Raw genomic sequence first — 16,880 nt, forward strand, 5'->3', positions numbered from 1 at the left:
ATACCCTCTGCGACATTGCTCTATTCCTCTTTCACCATAAAAACCCTGTCTTTGTGCCCTTTCACTCACTTCCGAATGTCGGGTTGCGGAATCGCTGCCGGAACGGTTCGCCCGTTGACTGCCTCTTTCAACATATGGTAAAATACACACATAATTGGGTGGCTTTCTTGAATAAATCCCCGGGAACATATCGTATGTATTCGCGGGCGCGGAATCCGCTTGTCCTGCTCTTGACGGTTGTTCTTGTCATCTCGAATATTTCGGCAGCGCCGGCTGCGGACGAAGCGGGAACTCTCTCGCGGAGAACCCCGAGCAAGCTGATCATTGCGTCGCATTCCAATTATCCCCCCTATGAATATTACGATCATTTGAAGAACAGATTTGCCGGATTCAATGTGGAGATTCTGGATGCGCTCGCGAAGGAGATGGGCGTCTCGGTCGAGTACCGGCGATTGAGCAAACTTGAAGGTCTTGCGGCTCTGCGTGAAGGGACCGTCAACGGCGTCTTGGGCATTGCTTACAGCATCGAGCGCGACGATTCATTCGATTTCACGAGTCCACTCTGCACGATTTCGGACGCGATTTTTGTGCGCGGAGACGTGCAGGATATTAACAGCGTGATCGATCTGGAAAACCGCACGGTGGCGGTCGATCGCGGCGATTTTATCGGCGAGGTGCTCCAAAAAGGCAAACGCGTCCACATTGTGGTGAACGATTCGTATGAGAGCGCGCTTAGGATGCTGGATCGCGGCGATGTTGCCGCGTTTGCGGGGAATCAGCTGACGGCGCAGTACCTGGTCAACAGGCTGGGCCTGCGCAACATCAATATTGTGGGGGCGCCAATCCATCAGGTTGGCTATTGCATTGCGGTTCAAGAGGGCAATCATGTCCTTGTCTCATCGCTGGAGAAAGCACTGAATGTCTTGAAGGAGAACGGCGAGTACGACCGGATTTTCGGGCGCTGGTTCGGAAGGGATTTGCGGAGACACTCGCCGCTCAGGCAGTTCATCTTCCTGTCGCTCGGACTTGTAGTTGCGGTGCTGGGTTTCGCGGGATGGATGGTAAACCGCAGGCTCAGGCGCAAAGTGGAGCTCAGCGCGAAGGAGTTGGCCGAGAGCAGGACGCGCTTTCAGCGGAAAGCCGACGAATATATTTCTTTGTTCGAAGGCGCGAATGACGCCATTTTCATTACGGATCCGATCGACGGCCGATTCCTCGACGTCAACAAGAAAGCCGAAGAATTGACCGGCTACAATCGAAGTGAACTGCTGCAGCTGGGCATGCGCGACATTCATCTGCCGCGCGACGCCGCGCGTGTGGACAAGAGGATAGCCCAAATAGTAGCCGAGGGCTCCGCCAGTTTTGACGATGCGCCGTTTTTGCGGAAAGACGGTTCGGTCGGCCTGGTCGACATCAGCGCGAGCCTCATTGAATACTCGGGGCGCAAGGTATGTCAGAGCTTCCTGAGAGACGTGACGGAGCGGCGCCTGCTCGAGCGCCAGCTGGTGCAAACGGAGAAGCTGGCTTCCGTCGGCACGTTTACCGCCGGCCTCGCGCACGAGATTCGCAACCCGCTGAATTCTGTCAATCTGCAGTTGCTGTTGCTCGAGCGGCGTATCAGGGATGGCTCGAGAGACTACGAATCGGAGTCGATGCAGTTGATCAACATCGTTCGGGAAGAGGTATCGCGCCTCGATAATTTGGTGACGGAATTTTTGTTTTTCGCAAAGCCGCTGAACCTGGACTGTCACCCGACCAACCTGCACCGCACGCTGGATGATGTCTTCGCACTGTTTCACGTCCGTATGACGCAGAACTCGATCTCGCTCGAGCGCAATTATATGGACAACCTTCCGTTGCTCTCGCTCGATGCGGAGAAAATGAAGCAGGCGTTCATTAACGTCGTGCAGAATGCGATTGAGGCAATGCCGCTCGGCGGCATATTGAAGGTAACAACGCAGGAGACGCAAAGGCGGGTTATCCTGAACATAGAAGATACGGGAGACGGCATACCCGAAGAGGATTTGGACAAGGTATTCGAGGTTTTCTATTCGAGAAAAGAGACGGGAACGGGGCTAGGCTTGCCCATCTCTCTGCATATTATTGAAATGCATGGCGGCACCATCGAAATCCAGAGCAAGCGCGATCATGGCACGACGTGTACGATTACGCTGCCGGTGGGTCCCGCCAAATATCAGCCTCTGAAGAGGGAGAATTCTTTCGGTGCGTCGAGCTACCTTACTCGTAGTTGATGACGAGAAAAACACGCGGGAAGCGCTTTCAAAAATTCTGACTGAAGACGGCTACCATGTCTTGACCGCAGCCGACGGCTATCAGGCGATTGAACTCGTGGGCAGGGAGCTCCCGGATCTCATTCTGGCCGACTTGAAGATGCCGGGAATGGACGGAATTGAGCTGCTCTCGCGGACCCGGCTCAAAGGTTTTGATACCCCGTTTGTCATGATGACGGCATATGGGACCGTGGAGAGCGCCGTTGAAGCGATGAAAAAGGGCGCAGAAGACTATCTGACGAAGCCGGTCAACATCGAGGAACTCGAGCTTCAGATAAAGAGAATTCTGGCCCACCGCAACCTGGTGCAGGAGGCGAAAAATCTCCGGGAGAGATTGCGGGAGAAATACAAATACGAAAATATCATCGGCAATAGTCCGGCAATGCAGGCGATCTTCAAGACCATTGAGCAAGTCGCTCCCAGCCGGGCCACGATCCTTATCACCGGGGAAAGCGGTACGGGAAAGGAATTGATTGCATCGGCCATCCACCAAAATGGGCCGCGCGCAGACAAGCCGTACGTGAAGGTAACCTGCAGCGCTCTCTCAGAGAATCTGCTGGAGAGCGAATTGTTCGGTCACGAGAAGGGGGCCTTTACCGGCGCGGTATCGACCCGCCAGGGGCGATTCGAGATCGCCGACGGCGGGACGATTCTGCTCGACGAAATCGGTGAAATCAGCCTTTCGACTCAGGTCAAGTTGCTCGGGTTCCTGCAGGATAGGACGTTCGAGCGCGTGGGCGGAAACAGAACGTTTACGGTTGATGTCCGGCTGATCGCGGCGACCAACAGAGATCTGGAGAAGGCGGTGGCCGAAGGAACTTTTCGAAAAGACCTGTACTACCGCCTCAACGTTATTACGATAAAGATGCCTCCACTGCGCGAGAAGATCTCAGACATCCCCGCGCTGGTGGATCACTTCACCATGAAGTACGCGAAGGAAAACGACAAGCCGGTCAGGGGTCTGTCTGCGGATGCGCTCGCCGCCATCATGTCCTATGATTGGCCGGGGAACGTGCGGGAACTGGAAAACATGATCGAGCGGGCCGTAGTCATGTGTAATGAGCCGCTGATCGGCCGCCAGCATTTTCCCATTCCCGCGGGAGTCGACCCTGCGGACGGTCATTCAGTACCGCCGATTCCGGGGTCCTCGCTGGAAGAGATCGAGAAGTACGCAATCCAGAGAACGCTCGAATCAGTGAGCGGTAATCGGACTCGAGCGGCTGAAATTTTGAAAATCAGCCTCCGAAAAATCCAGTACAAACTCAAGGAATTCTGAAAACCGCTTTCCATCATCCCGCCATTCGAGCACATCTCAGCACTCCTAGAACACATCTCAGCGCTCTTGACCACAATACGGCACTCTTGAGAGATTCCACCACTCTTGAGCATCCGCCCGCCTCTTAGTCATTCCGAACGAAGTGAGGAATCTCTCCCGGTGCGATGCATAAAGGCAAACAAAATCCGGCGCTTTGCAGCGTCTTCTTCGAATGCGCTTCTGAGCATGGCAGCGCCGTGATTAAGGACACAAGCTTGTAAAAGGAGGCACGTTCCCTCAGGGGAGTAGAATTCCTAAGACGGACGGAGCGTCGAGTCGCTTTTGAGGGCGGAGTTCGTGTCTGACCTCAACTCGCGGACTTCCCGCTGGAGATCATGGATCATATCGAGCAGACACCGGATGGCTTCGGAGGTCGGGTCCGGCAGGTTCCCATGTTCGAGATCAACAGCGCTGAGAATGTCGGTTCGTTTTCCGTAAACGACTTTTCCGGGAATCCCGACGACGGTCGTATTTGGCGGGACGTCCTCGATAACAACAGAGCCCGAACCGACTCGCGCGTTCTCGCCCACTCGAATGGGTCCCAGTACTGAGGCACCGGCGCCTATGATCACATTGTCGCCGATCGTGGGGTGTCTTTTTTCCTTCTTCCAGCTCGTGCCTCCGAGCGTAACGCCATGGTAGAGGGTGACATTATTGCCGACTTCCGCCGTTTCTCCGATGACGACACCCATGCCGTGATCGATGAAGAAACCGGAGCCGATAGTAGCTCCGGGATGAATTTCAATGCCGGTGAGAAACCTTGCCAGTTGCGAGATTAGTCGGCCAAAAAGCTTGAGGCGGCGATTCCACAGCCAGTGCGCAATGCGGTGGAACTGCAATGCGTGAAAGCCGGGATAGCAGAACACGACTTCAAACGTGCTCCGGGCCGCCGGATCACGCTCAAAGACAGCCCTTATATCGGTCTGAAACGTTCGCAGAATGGACATAAAAACACCTCACAGATTATTATATTGGCTTTTTATGAGTAAGTCAACGGAAATGGTCAACAATGAAGGGTCCAGTCAGGATTCCAGGTCCCAGAATCCCGCACATTCGCATCTATCCCCACATTCCATTATAATGTCATCCGAAGAAGTCGTTATGGCGACTGCCGCAAGCGAAGGGGACTGGCCCCATTTGCGGAATTCACGCCCTTTTGAATTCGTGGAAAGGCGCCGGTCCCCGGAGCAAAAGCCAGTCGCTCAGTCGTCGGACACATTCGCATTGTTGCAGTCGGTCAGGATTTCAGAATGACCGCTCCGGAGGCAGGCCAATGAAGAGTTTGATCATTTGTTTTTCGCAGACCGGCAATACCAGGAAAACGGCCGAACGTATCCGCTTGGGGATTATGAAGGTCAGCGGCCATTGCGAATTGATCAATTTTCGGGATGTCGAAGCGCATCGACTGGAAGAGTATGAGCTGGTCGGGCTGGGATGTCCGGTTTTCTATTATCAGGAGCCGTTCAATATCCGCGATTTCTTGCGGAACCTGCCTCCCCAAGCTGGCCGGCAGTGGTTCGTGTTCTGCACACATGGGTCGGTGATGGGGAACGCCCTCAACCTGGTGATTGGGCGCCTGCGGGAAAAGGGGGCTCTTGTGATCGGCTTCCACGACACCTACGCTGATGGCACGCTTCCGTTTTATCCGTATCCCACCTTGACCACCGGGCATCCGGATGAACTCGATCTGAAGGAAGCCGAGGAATTCGGCGTGGCCGTTGCGGAGAGGAGCCGGCGAGTCAGCGAAGGCGTCACAAGCCTGATTCCCAGTCCTGACGAGGTTCCGGAGGATTGGGTGCGGACGGCGGAGTTCCTGAGCCTTGAATTTCTGGGGCAGTCAATGCCGAAGCTGACTATCAATCCCGATAGATGCACGCACTGTGGCACGTGCGCAAGCGAATGTCCGGTGAGCGGAATTGACACCGAGGCAGAGCCTCCTCGAATTCAGCAGCCGTGTATTTACTGCTACTACTGCGCGAAAATCTGCCCGACTCTTGCCATAGAAGCTGACTGGGAGCAATTGGTTCAGATGGCGCCACAGAATTACGCCCGTTATCGAGAAGCGCTTGATGACGCGGTGGCCAAGGGGAAATTCCGGTGGCTGGTTTCGCCCGACTCGATGGATTTTGGGAATCCTCTCTACAAACAGAGAGAGAAAGAAATGAAAACTGCACACGGCGAAGCGTAAATTGAGGTGCAATTCCGGCCGCGCATTTTGATTCTCTCTTCACCTCTCACTTTTCAGGCTTCTCTTCCCGGACGTGCAACCGGATTCGGGTTGTCTTCGAAGAGCGATGTTTCTCGTCGGAAACGTCGGATCTGAGAGTGACGGTTGCATCGATTATGGAATAGCCGTCGAGCAAATATCGCAGTAATTCCTCCCGCAGGGCCTCTTCGGCCGTCAGATCTCCATACGGCTCGATCGTTACAGTTTTCTCTTGAACAGTCCGCTCTTCGACCGTATGGGGTGACTCGCGGACATACTCGGCGCTCAGCGTGCTGCCGTGGCTGCGCAGGATTTCCTCGATCTGGCCGGAGGTGATACGCATGAAGTAGACACAAGTGTGCCCCTGATGTAATGAAATCGCTTCCAGGGGTTTTACCTTGTGCTTGAAATGATCGACCGAATAGATACGGCACTGGAACGGCTGGCCCGCCCTGGCAATAAGATGTGCACAGGATGCACAGTTTTCCTTTCTGCGCATGGGCTGAAGCGAGCGCTGAGGGCTCGCGGTACTATTGTCGGAGAGCATAGGAGGGTTTTCATGTGCCTGGTGACCAGCCGTCCTTGCCGTATCAACTTCATCCGCCTCGGCCGCGGAAAGAAAATAGTGAGAAATATCCTTGAATCCTTTTTCCGGAGTCTTCCGATGGCGCCTGCCCATCGCCGGTACCGTCGCTGTTGCCTGTTCTGAAGCTCGTCTAGCAGAAAGAAGCCCTCCCTCGAACGGTTCGGGGGATGGTTTTGTCAATCCACCTCAATGACGGAGTTCTTTTGCCCGAATTCCCCGACAACCTGTGCAGGGTTCTCCGGGTCTTCCTTCCAGTCGCCATCGACAATAAACTTGTATTGATATTTGCCCGGCTGGAGCGGCAAACATAAACTCCATTTTCCGCTTCCCTCCCTCTTCAGCCGGTATTTGTCTGAGGCGTCCCACCCGTTGAAATTGCCGGCCACCTTCACATCGGCCGCGTTCTCGTCAAAATAGGAGAAAAGCACGCGCGCCGGAAACGGGGCGGGAGTATCAAACAAGTCCAGATCGCTCGACAGCTCGTGGGCGAGTTCCGCAAAATCCTCATGGGCCGTCGAATATGGAGCAAATTTGCGTATCGGCAGTCCGCCCATCGCGCCTTCGGCCAGCTTGATGGTCCTGTGGATGAGCGTCTTGCAGAGGATATCCCCGAAATTCTCCGAAAGTAAAGAAAGGATTTTGCGGGCGAAAATGGTCCGCGGCTCATACATATTGACCACAATTCTCGTGCGAATATGGTGCGAGGTCCGGGTGCAGATCACATTGATCGTCTCGAGCAGCTTCTGCAGCCCTTGCAGAGAGAATCGGCTCATGTCGACCGGGATCAGCGCCACTTGAGCGGCCCTCAGAGCGTTCATGGTTAATATTCCGACGCTCGGGGGGGCATCAATAATGCAGAAATCGAAATGAGGAATTGCCTCGATAAGGACGTCTCGCAGCCGGTCTTCTCTTCCTCTTTTTCCGCTCAGTTGCTGCTCGAGCGCGCTGAGCATTATGTTGGAAGGCGCCACAGCCAAATTTTCATCAACCTGGACCTGCACCTGCCGGAAACAGCCCGCGTCCCCTTCTTCACTCATCGTGTCATAGATGGTCTTTTCCAACCGGTCAGCATCTATCCCCAAAGCGGCGCCGGAATGTCCTTGAGGATCCAGGTCCACCAATAGAACCCTCTCGCCGCCCGCAGCCAGACATGCAGCCAGATTTACCGCAATAGTGGTCTTCCCGCAGCCGCCTTTCTGGTTCACCACCGTCAGGGTCTTCATTGCTTCATGCTCCCGCATCTCGGCTCCCACTGAAATCACCCCATTCGTGGATGATTATCCGCTTCTCCGTGGTTTTCGCGGTAATTATACCATTGAGTGTGCTTTAAGTCAAAGAAAAAATGCAATATATTGAAAAAAATTTGCAGGATAACACTATATATGGGGTTTTCTAGCCTCTTTGGCTGGCTTAGCTTCTCGTCGTCAAATCTCTGATACGAACTTGTACTATTTTGAACGCAATATCTTTTTTTTCTCCTGCTTTCTTACGAAATGTTTCTTGTTTGACTAAATATAAGCTTCTTACTGGACAAGGACTTATGAGAAGGTTGCCGCCCGAGGGCGAAGTGGCATATTAAGTGCTAGTAGTGCGGCGCCAGGTTATTTACGCGTCCTTGTTGGCGGCAGCACCCGGAAGATATTTTCAGAAGGAAGCATTATGATTCAAGAAGTTCAGATCAAGAAATTACTGATGCGATCCTCAAAACTGCCTACAATTCCCGCTGTGGCGAGACAACTGCTCTCTATTAGTGAATGGGAAACCGCCGATCTGAATCAGGTGGCCGAGATAATCAGCGCCGACATCTCCCTTGTCTCCAGAATTCTGAGGATTGTTAACTCTCCTTTTTATGGTTTTCCCCATAAAATCAGCACAATCTCGCAAGCATTGGTGGTGCTTGGTGTCCGTGCAACCCGGTCATTGACGCTGAGTTTCTCGCTTTTACAGATGTCGTCGGCGGGTGGGGGTGGCAAATTCAATTATGCCGGTTTCTGGACTCGCTCGTTAAACACGGCCGTCGCGGCGCGCGAGTTTGCGCAGGCGGCGGGGTTGCGAGACATGGAGGAAGCTTTTGTGTCGGGCCTTCTTCAGGATATTGGGGTTCTGGTAATTGGGCATTGCGCCCCCAGGGAATACGCTCTCATCTCAAGAGAATCGCCCGACCAACTGGCTCCGCCATTGGCGGTGGAGAGAAGACATCTCGGGACTGACCACGTGGAACTCGCAAAACACCTGTTTGAGGAATGGAAACTCCCTCATTCACTTCTGATCCCCGTCCTGTACCACCACGAGCCACAGGGCCTGACCTCGACCGATCCGCAGACGATGCTCTCGATAAACATCCAATATTTTGCGGGGAGGATGGGAGAGTGGCTGTACGCGACCCACAAGAATGGGAATTCATTCGACGGGTTAAGCGAGTTGGCCCTCGAGTATTTCGGGATTAGTCAGCTTGAGTTTGAGGCTTTGATGCGGCGGATCGATTGCCGCGTGAGCGAGATGTCGGAACTCTTTGAGGTGAATGACACCCGCCCCACCACATATGCAAACCTGCTCGAACAGGCGAACCAGGAGCTTGGTCGTATTGTCCATGAACAGGAGCGGTTGCTGAGGGATTTGGAGGCGGCAAAACTGGAGGCAAAGAAGCTGGCCGAACAGTTGCGGGAAGCGAACCTGAAGCTGGTGAGCGAATCGAGAAAAGACGGCCTCACAGACCTGGCAAATCGGCGCCATTGTGAAGAATTTCTGGATAAAGAACTCAAACGTTCATTGCGCTACGGCCACCCGATCTCCGTCCTCTTCATAGATATCGACAATTTCAAGTCGATCAACGACCGATGGGGACATCTCGCGGGAGACGCCAATATCAAGCAGTTCGCTGGAATCCTGAAGGAGTCCGTTCGTGCAAACGACCTCGTGGCGCGCTATGGGGGAGAGGAATTTCTTGTGATACTCGTGGAGAGCTCGAGCTCCGAGGCTGTTGTCGCCGCCGAACGCATTCGGCAGGCCGTTGAACAGACTCCTTTTTTCCGGGAGGATTCCGCTGTTCCCCTGTTCCTCACCGCAAGCATCGGTATTGCGAGCTGGATGCCTGGGGACGAACAGATTGATATGCGAGCACTGTTGGGAAAGGCCGATGAGGCCATGTATCAGGCAAAGCGGGCCGGAAAAAACTGCGTCTCCGTCCTCGATGCCAATTCGTAGTCTCTGCCCGCCCCACATGCGGTTGACGCTTAAAGGAATCTGCGCCGGCGAAACCCGCTCCGCCTCCGGAGAACGAGTAAGAGGAGGGCTCCCGCGAAGAATCCGCCGATGTGCGCGAACCAGGCGATCCCGCGCGCATCAACCGGTCCCGCCATCAAGGTTGGCAGGGCAAACAGAATCTGCATGAAAATGTAAAAGCCGAGGAACAGGAAGGCCGGCACCTCGACAAAGTAGAAGAACAGGAACACCGGAATCGCCGCAAGCACACGCGCCCGCGGGAAGAGGAGAAAGTATGCCCCCAGAACTCCCGAAACCGCGCCGCTTGCGCCGATCACGGGGATCGTTGAGCCGGGATGCGTAAAGATATGGCTGAAAGTCGCCGCCAGACCGGTCAGAAGATAGAAGAAAACGAACTTGCCGTGACCGAAGTAATCCTCGACGTTATTCCCGAAGATCCATAAGAAAAGCATATTGCCGACCAGATGCAAAATCCCCCCATGCATGAACATGCTTGTGAAAAGCGAGGTGAATTGATTCGGCGCCAGCGGCTCCGCCACGAATGTTTTGGGCACCAGGGCCAGGCTCATGACCACCTGCTCGAAATGTTGAGGCCCCTGGGAAATCTGATAGAAGAAAACCGCCACGTTCGCAGCAATCAGCAAGAGCGTGACCGCTGGAAAAAGGTCCGCAGGATTCCTGTCCTTGATAGGGATCATTTCCTGTTCACCCGGATGGTTTTGATCTCGCCGGGCCGAAAGGAGATTCCTTTCCTGCTCAGGCTCAGCGGCCCTTGGGATAATTGCCTCTCGAGAAAGTTCACCTCATGCGCGCCGTCCAACGGTTTCCAGAGGATCACGCGGGTGCGCTGAGAGGATTCTGTTCCATTGTACATCCGTACGAGCAGCGAATCCTTCTGCCGAGAGCGTTCAATCGCGCTGATGATGATGTTGGAATTGTCCGCCGCAACCAGTGAAGCTCTGTTCCTCAGCTTTCCATTGTGGCGATTGGTTATGGCGGCGATGGGCGGGAAAGCATACGCATGCGCGGCGTGCGCAATCCCTGCATCAACAAAATTCCCGGCATAGCTGAGAAACGCGAATTCGAACGAATGCCGTCCCTGTGATTGAGCGCCCGGCGTCTTGAACTGAGGGCCGGCGCCTCCCGGCCTGCAGAAAAGGTCATCTCTTGACAGCCAGCCGATGGAGCGGATCAGGGTGAGGGCGAGCGCCGAAATTTTCTCGTTGAAGAGGGCCTCGATTTCGGGGATGCCCCGATTGAAAAGAGCAAACCCGGTTGATCCCCCCTCGAGACAGGTAAAGCATTTCTGCGGACCGGTGCCGACCGGTTTTTCCAGGAATCCTTCGGCCGGTTCGACCGAAACCGGCCGGCGGACTGTGCCGAAGGTCGTCTCCACGACGGCGTCGCTCGCTTTAAACGGGGCATGAAACCATACGCGGAGCCGGTGATCCTCGCTTTTGTTTTCCAATGAGACTCGAAAATCGATCCGCTTTGTGTCCCTATATAAGGATATTTCGGTCTTGATCCTTGTCTCAACCGCCGCCGTCGATCGGGCATCACGTTCCGGCGTCAGCCGCTCCGGAATCCGGTACACCGCCTCGATCCGCACAGCAGCTCGCACCGGCCCGTTTTCAATGACCGACACGGCGACCGGCCCGACCGGGGCAGCGACCGGTTGGGCGCCCTGAACCTCATCAAAATTGTATGTGTCGCCCCGGTCACCTTCATCGATGAAGTGGAGGCATCGAGCGTATTCGATCGCCAGATCCTTGTCGAGAATATCTATCGTGCCGTCACTGTTGATCGTTATCCGGTAATGTTGGTTTTCCAGCTTCTCCTTTGAAGCCTCTAAACCACCGCTTGCGCTGCCGCCCGCGCTCTCGCCAGAGAGAGAGTACAGCGTGAGTCCGTGTGGAGCCAGTTCTTTCGCCGGGAAACGAATGGTCGTTCTGGCGCCGGAGATTCCCCTGATCTTCACCGTTGCGATTGTCGGATCTTCGAGCGCGGCCAACAATTCCTTGCGTCGTTTATCGAAATCAATTTCGCCGGCGGGCGCTCGCCCCATGATCAGGTTCAGGTGCAGAATATTGCCGTCCTTTCGCCAGAGGACATTGTTGATGTAATACCCGATCAGCTCGCGGTCTTCCATTCCTGAGACCATCGAGCGCACCATCTCCGGCGTCTCTTCGGTCTGCACAAAAAGCTCGCGCTCCCCGACCGTTTTCTGCAGGGGGATGATTGACCCATCGGCATCTTTCACGGATTGAATGAAGTCGGGCTCCTCAAGATCGACTTCAACGTCAACAAGCTGAAAGCGCGCCGCGGTAGGATTGAACACACAGAGGACGGGTGAATCCGCCGGAGCGTGACGGCTATCCACCTGGCTTGCAAGGAATGACATGCAGTCTTTTTGCAGCGCTTTTCCCAACTGTTCGACGCGGTCGAATCGCGTTTCCATTTCTTCATGGACTTTGTCGACGCTGCAGCCGCAGATGCTGTCGTGTGGCTGGTTTTGGAGAATCAATCGCCATGCATGTTCGATGAAACTGCCGTGAGGCCGGGTATCTCCGCACAAGCCGGCCCAAGCCGACAACGGCTCAACATATCTTTCCAGCAGCCGGCAGCACTCAAAAGCGCGCTGCTTCTGCCTGATCCTGGTGGAGGTTACCCCGGGAAGCAGCGGCGCTCGCTCCGGGCTTCGAAATTCGCCGCGATGAACCGACAAAGAGCGCGCCTGTTTTCTGGCCTGTTGAATGAATGCATCGAGCGAGCCGATCTCGGCCGTCACTCCCTCCAGCCTGCGCACCGCCTTCTCCAACTGTTCTGGCAGGCCCTCCTGCGGCTCGAGATGATCGAGCCCGTTCATGATCAGCATGCTGCGAATCGAGCAGTATGGCTCCAATTTCTGGATGACCCTCCGCAGGCTGTCGCTTAACTGCTTTGGGTTGAGAGGCAGGAATGCTCCGTTGCCATAGGAAGTGGCGAGGTAGACGGTGAATAGTTGCGTTCCGTCCGGCGACTCCCACAGAAATTGCGTTTCGGTAACGGTCCGGCCGACTCCTCTCCACACCACCGCCGAACGAATCCCGAATCCCGCCAGTACCTGCGGCATCTGGGCAATATGCCCGAATTGGTCGGGCAGGTAGCCGACCGAAGAAGCCTTCCCGTATTTTTTCGCTGAGCGGATTCCCATCCTCAGGTTTCTTATGAGCGACTCGCCGGTGACGAGGAACTCGTCGGGCTGCACATACCACGGGCCGATCAGGATTCTTTCCTGGCGGATTAGCTTTTCCAGCCGCTTGCGATTTTCCGGTCGTATTGCGAGATAATCGTCGAGGAGAATTGTCTGCCCGTCCAGCTCAAAGCAGGTGAACGCGCGATCGTTCTCCAGGACCTCCAAGAGATGATCGACCATCGAGACGAGCCGTTTTCGGAATCGCTCGAACGGCATATACCATTCCCGATCCCAATGAGTGTGGGGAACAACAACCAGGTGCCTCAGGTTCATGCGGATCCTCCCAGGGAGATGAGACTGAATAGTTTCTCGCTGCAAACCGGGTGGAGCGGGACACTGCTCAAAAAGCGGATTGGTGCAGTTCCGCGAGCCCGGGTTCGCCTCGTGAGATTGGCGAGGGACAGAACTATCTCCACCTTTTGCGCCGCGGGTTCGCCTGAAAGACGGGCCCGCCTGTTCGCCTGATCATTATCTTGACTGGCCGTCGATGGTGGGTTTTTCGAAGCCGGCCTGCTTGAGTTTGTCGGCAATCCTGATTATCTGAGTGTTCAGTTCCTCATACAGTTCGTTCTTTAACTTATAATAGAAGTCCTTGTTGAAACGATCCCACTTCCTCAACAGATGATTGGCGTACCCCTTGATGATGGCATGGCGGAGATCGCCCTTGAACAGGCTCTTCAGCATCTGCGCGCGCGAGAAAAACTTCTTCATCGCCCGGACCGCCTCTTTCTGGAGCACGATCGGCACCATGTTTTTGGGCTTGAAAACGACATGATGCCCGTCATACAGTGTCCAGTCGTACGTAAATATCTTTTTACCTTCGTCGAACTCATGAAAGATTTCGGAACCCGGTATCGGTGTCAGGATCATGAACTGGACGGTGTCGATTTTGACTTTTTTCGCAAATCGAGCGGTCTCCCGGATTATCCGCACATCGTCTTCATCGGAGCCGAGGACGAACATCCCGTGGATCTGGATGCCGTGCTCGTGCAGTTTCCTGATGCTTTCCTTGATGTCCTCGAGCGTTTGGCCCTTCGAATACAGATCCAGCGTTCTCGGATTTATCGATTCGAACCCGATATATACGGTGGAGCATTTGGAGCGCTCCATCAGGTCGAGCAGCTCGTCGTCCTTCGCCACGTCCGCACGCACCTGCGCGGTCCAATCCGGCGTCAGCCCCTCCTCGATCATCCGGCTCAGCAGTTCCTTTGTGCGCTTTTTGTTCGCCGTAAAATTATCATCATAGAAGAAGATAGTGCGGTCGACGTATGGCCTGATATCCTCCAGCACTTTCTCAGTCGAGCGAAACCGATACTTGCGGCCAAACATCGGCGTGACCGAGCAGAATTTGCAGTTAAACGGACAGCCGCGCGAGGTGATGACCGGTATGATGTTCGGGTTGCGAAAGAAGCTCCGAGTGCCGGTACCAAAGCCGGCGATCAGCGAGAGGTCCGGCGAGGGATGGGCGTCCAGATCGGGGCACAATTCGCGGGACCTGTTGTGAGTGATCTCCCCATTTCTCCAATAGGAAAGCCCCGCAATCGTTTCAAGCGGCCGCTTTCCGTCGACGGCGTCGAGCAGCTCCACCAGCGCCTCTTCGCCTTCACCTCGAATCACGAAATCGGCATGTTCCATCGCCTCATCCGCCAGAAACGTCGGATGCGCCCCGCCCATTACCACTTTCACTCCCTTCGCGCGCACTTCATCGGCAAGCGCATAGGCCCGGGGGGCCGTGGACGTGATCGTCGAGATACCCACAAGGTCTGAGGCGAACAGATCGTCTTTATCGACCCGCTGTATCTCCTCCACAAATACCTTTACGTCATGCCCGCGATTGCGCAGGATGGTCGCAAGAATCACCGTTCCCAGCCGCGGCAGCGACCACTTTGAATATATGTGAAATCCCGGGGCTTTCGGTTCAACGAAAACTATTTTCTTCATCGGCCTATCATTTCCTTTTTCGCGTCTTCATCATTTTGGTGTTGCGCTGCATTTGATGCATTATAATACTCCAATCGCGCGGGCAGGTCAAACTTTTCCGGCCTCTTTTGACTCGCGATATCTAACTATGATAGAATAATCTGTGTTTTTAGAATAATATAAATCGATATTTGCAATTCCGCTATTCGCTTCTGTAAACGATAATTATGAAACCCACCAAATGGATAGTTGTGACCGGCGGCGTGTTGTCCGGCCTTGGAAAAGGCGTTGTCTCCGCCTCCATAGGCCGCCTGCTCGTCCCCACCTACAAAGTCATTCCGATCAAGTGCGACGGCTACCTGAACGTCGACCCCGGAACCATGAACCCGGTGGAGCACGGGGAAGTATTCGTTCTCGACGACGGTGGGGAAGTCGATCTTGATTTCGGGCATTATGAGCGCTTCCTTAACATAAGCTGCAAGTCGGAGTGGAACCTCACGTCGGGTAAAATCTTTCAGTCCCTCGTCGAAAAGGAGCGCCGCGGCGATTTTCTCGGGAAAACCGTACAGGTGATTCCTCATGTCACCGGTGAGATTCGGGCCCGGTTGAAGCAGATCGCGCGCAAGGAGCAGGCGGACGTCGTGCTCGTGGAGATCGGGGGAACCGTCGGCGACATCGAGAACCTCTGGTTTCTGGAAGCCGTGCGCGAATTGAGTGCGGAGGTCGAGCCGGAAGATATTCTCTTCGTCCACCTCGGATTGGTTCCCGTCCTCGATGAGATGGGTCAGCAAAAGACCAAGCCGATGCAGCAGAGCATCCTGTTCCTGCGCGAGCGCGGACTGATCCCGCAGGTGATCATCGGCCGCTCGAAGGAGAGGCTCACCGAACGCACCAAAATGAAGATTCACTGGCTGTGCAACGTGCCGACGCAAAACGTGATCAGCGATCCGCATCTGGATTATGTATACGAGTTGCCCGTGGTGTTCGAAGAAGAAGGGCTGCGGCGCGTGCTGGCGAAACAGTTGAACTTGAAGATTCCCAACCGGGTCGAACAATGGAAGCGACTGGTTAATCGCATCAAGAACCCGAAAAAATCCATCACGATCGCAATTTGCGGCAAGTATACAGAACTCGCCGATTCCTACATCAGCATTGAAGAAGCGCTGGTCCATAGCGCCGCACATCTCAATTGCAAGGTCAACAGGAAATGGGTGGAAACCACGGACATCGAGCGGGGAAAGCTGACCGTCCAGGAGGCGCTTCGGGGATGCCAGGGCGTCATCGTCGCCGGCGGGTTCGGCGCGCGCGGCGCGGAAGGCAAAATTTCCGTTATCAAGTATGCCCGCGAGAATAATATCCCCTTCCTCGGCCTGTGTTACGGCCTGCAGTTGGCGGTCGTCGAATTCGCTCGCAACGTCTGCGGATTGAAGGGCGCCAACAGCCGAGAAATTTGCACCGCCTGCAGACATCATGTGATCGACTACCTTCCCGAGCAGATCGGCATAACGAATATGGGCGGCACCATGCGGCTTGGCGGCCATGACGTCATCGTCAAGAAGGGTACCCGCGCGTATTCGATGTATGGGAACAAGACCCGCAAGCGGTTCCGCCACCGGAACGAAGTCAATCCCAAATACATCAAAGTACTCGAGAAGGGCGGCATGATCTTCTCGGGCAAGGCGCGCGGCAAGCCGATTATGCAGATTATCGAGTTGAAGGATCATCCCTTCTTCATGGCCAGCCAATTCCATCCCGAGCTCACGTCGACCCTCGACAAACCTTCCAAGATGTTTTATCATTTCGTCGAGACCGCATTACAGTTATCAGAGCAGGCGCTGCCCAAGCCTCAGCGAGAGGAAAAGCCGATCCCTGTCGCCGCTCTTTCGACCGTGAGATAGCTCGGCCGGAAAAACGGCGACTGCAGTCGTTTCTCGATGCACCCGGAAAGGACTTGCTCCAGCGCCGCACGACGCTGAAAGACGCGCACCGCTTCCCTTGCCTCGCATCGCGCGCAGGGCTTACGCATCTAAATTCCGAGTAATTTCTGTAGGAAAGTTTGATCGAGGGCGGCTTTTGTTCTTTTTCTTCTGAGTGATAGCTTTGGT

General features: G+C 54.8%; 11 protein-coding genes. 5 read left to right on the forward strand and 6 right to left on the reverse strand.

What is annotated here, in order from left to right; translation table 11 throughout:
• Together C4520_20465 and C4520_20470 are read left to right on the forward strand one after the other, a co-directional pair.
• Positions 1-2,252 (forward strand): PAS domain S-box protein (locus C4520_20465; GenBank protein RJP15257.1); only part of this gene is annotated, 2,252 nt, incomplete at its 5' end.
• Positions 2,215-3,567 (forward strand): sigma-54-dependent Fis family transcriptional regulator, encoded by a 1,353-nt coding sequence (locus tag C4520_20470; protein RJP15267.1) that lies wholly within the window; start codon positions 2,215-2,217, stop codon positions 3,565-3,567. The genes C4520_20465 and C4520_20470, both read left to right, overlap by 38 nt.
• 293 nt (positions 3,568-3,860) lie before the next feature.
• On the opposite strand, the gene cysE is transcribed toward C4520_20470, so the two are convergent.
• Positions 3,861-4,553 (reverse strand): serine O-acetyltransferase, encoded by a 693-nt coding sequence (gene cysE, locus C4520_20475; GenBank protein RJP15258.1) that lies wholly within the window; start codon positions 4,551-4,553, stop codon positions 3,861-3,863.
• A 326-nt stretch (positions 4,554-4,879) separates the two neighbouring features.
• On the opposite strand from cysE, the gene C4520_20480 reads away from it, so the two are divergent.
• Positions 4,880-5,794 carry a 4Fe-4S dicluster domain-containing protein gene (locus tag C4520_20480; protein ID RJP15259.1) on the forward strand — a complete coding sequence of 305 codons (915 nt, stop codon included), beginning with the start codon at positions 4,880-4,882 and terminating at the stop codon, positions 5,792-5,794.
• Between the two features lie 46 nt (positions 5,795-5,840).
• On the opposite strand, the gene C4520_20485 is transcribed toward C4520_20480, so the two are convergent.
• Positions 5,841-6,491, reverse strand: a complete 651-nt coding sequence (locus C4520_20485) for a hypothetical protein (GenBank protein RJP15260.1) — start codon at positions 6,489-6,491, stop codon at positions 5,841-5,843.
• 83 nt (positions 6,492-6,574) lie between these two features.
• Positions 6,575-7,660, reverse strand: coding sequence for a hypothetical protein (locus tag C4520_20490; protein ID RJP15261.1), 1,086 nt, complete (start codon positions 7,658-7,660; stop codon positions 6,575-6,577).
• A 397-nt stretch (positions 7,661-8,057) separates the two neighbouring features.
• Between C4520_20490 and C4520_20495 the strand changes: the two genes are divergently transcribed.
• A complete protein-coding gene (locus C4520_20495) occupies positions 8,058-9,602 on the forward strand; it encodes a GGDEF domain-containing protein (protein ID RJP15262.1) in 1,545 nt (514 codons plus the stop codon).
• 29 nt (positions 9,603-9,631) lie between these two features.
• On the opposite strand, the gene C4520_20500 is transcribed toward C4520_20495, so the two are convergent.
• The 3 genes from C4520_20500 to C4520_20510 all read right to left on the reverse strand — a co-directional run bounded on the left by C4520_20500 (position 9,632) and on the right by C4520_20510 (position 14,796).
• Complete coding sequence (locus tag C4520_20500; protein RJP15263.1) at positions 9,632-10,318, reverse strand: rhomboid family intramembrane serine protease; 687 nt, start codon at positions 10,316-10,318, stop codon at positions 9,632-9,634.
• A complete protein-coding gene (locus C4520_20505) occupies positions 10,315-13,128 on the reverse strand; it encodes a hypothetical protein (protein ID RJP15264.1) in 2,814 nt (937 codons plus the stop codon). Before C4520_20505 ends, C4520_20500 begins: the two co-directional genes overlap by 4 nt.
• A 195-nt stretch (positions 13,129-13,323) precedes the next feature.
• Entirely contained in the window at positions 13,324-14,796 is a 1,473-nt protein-coding gene (locus C4520_20510; protein ID RJP15265.1) for a radical SAM protein, read from the reverse strand.
• A gap of 203 nt (positions 14,797-14,999) precedes the next feature.
• On the opposite strand from C4520_20510, the gene pyrG reads away from it, so the two are divergent.
• A complete protein-coding gene (gene pyrG, locus C4520_20515) occupies positions 15,000-16,673 on the forward strand; it encodes a CTP synthase (glutamine hydrolyzing) (GenBank protein RJP15266.1) in 1,674 nt (557 codons plus the stop codon).
• Positions 16,674-16,880: the final 207 nt, after the last annotated feature.

This window comes from Candidatus Abyssobacteria bacterium SURF_5, from assembly GCA_003598085.1.
GTDB lineage: Bacteria > Abyssobacteria > SURF-5 > SURF-5 > SURF-5 > SURF-5.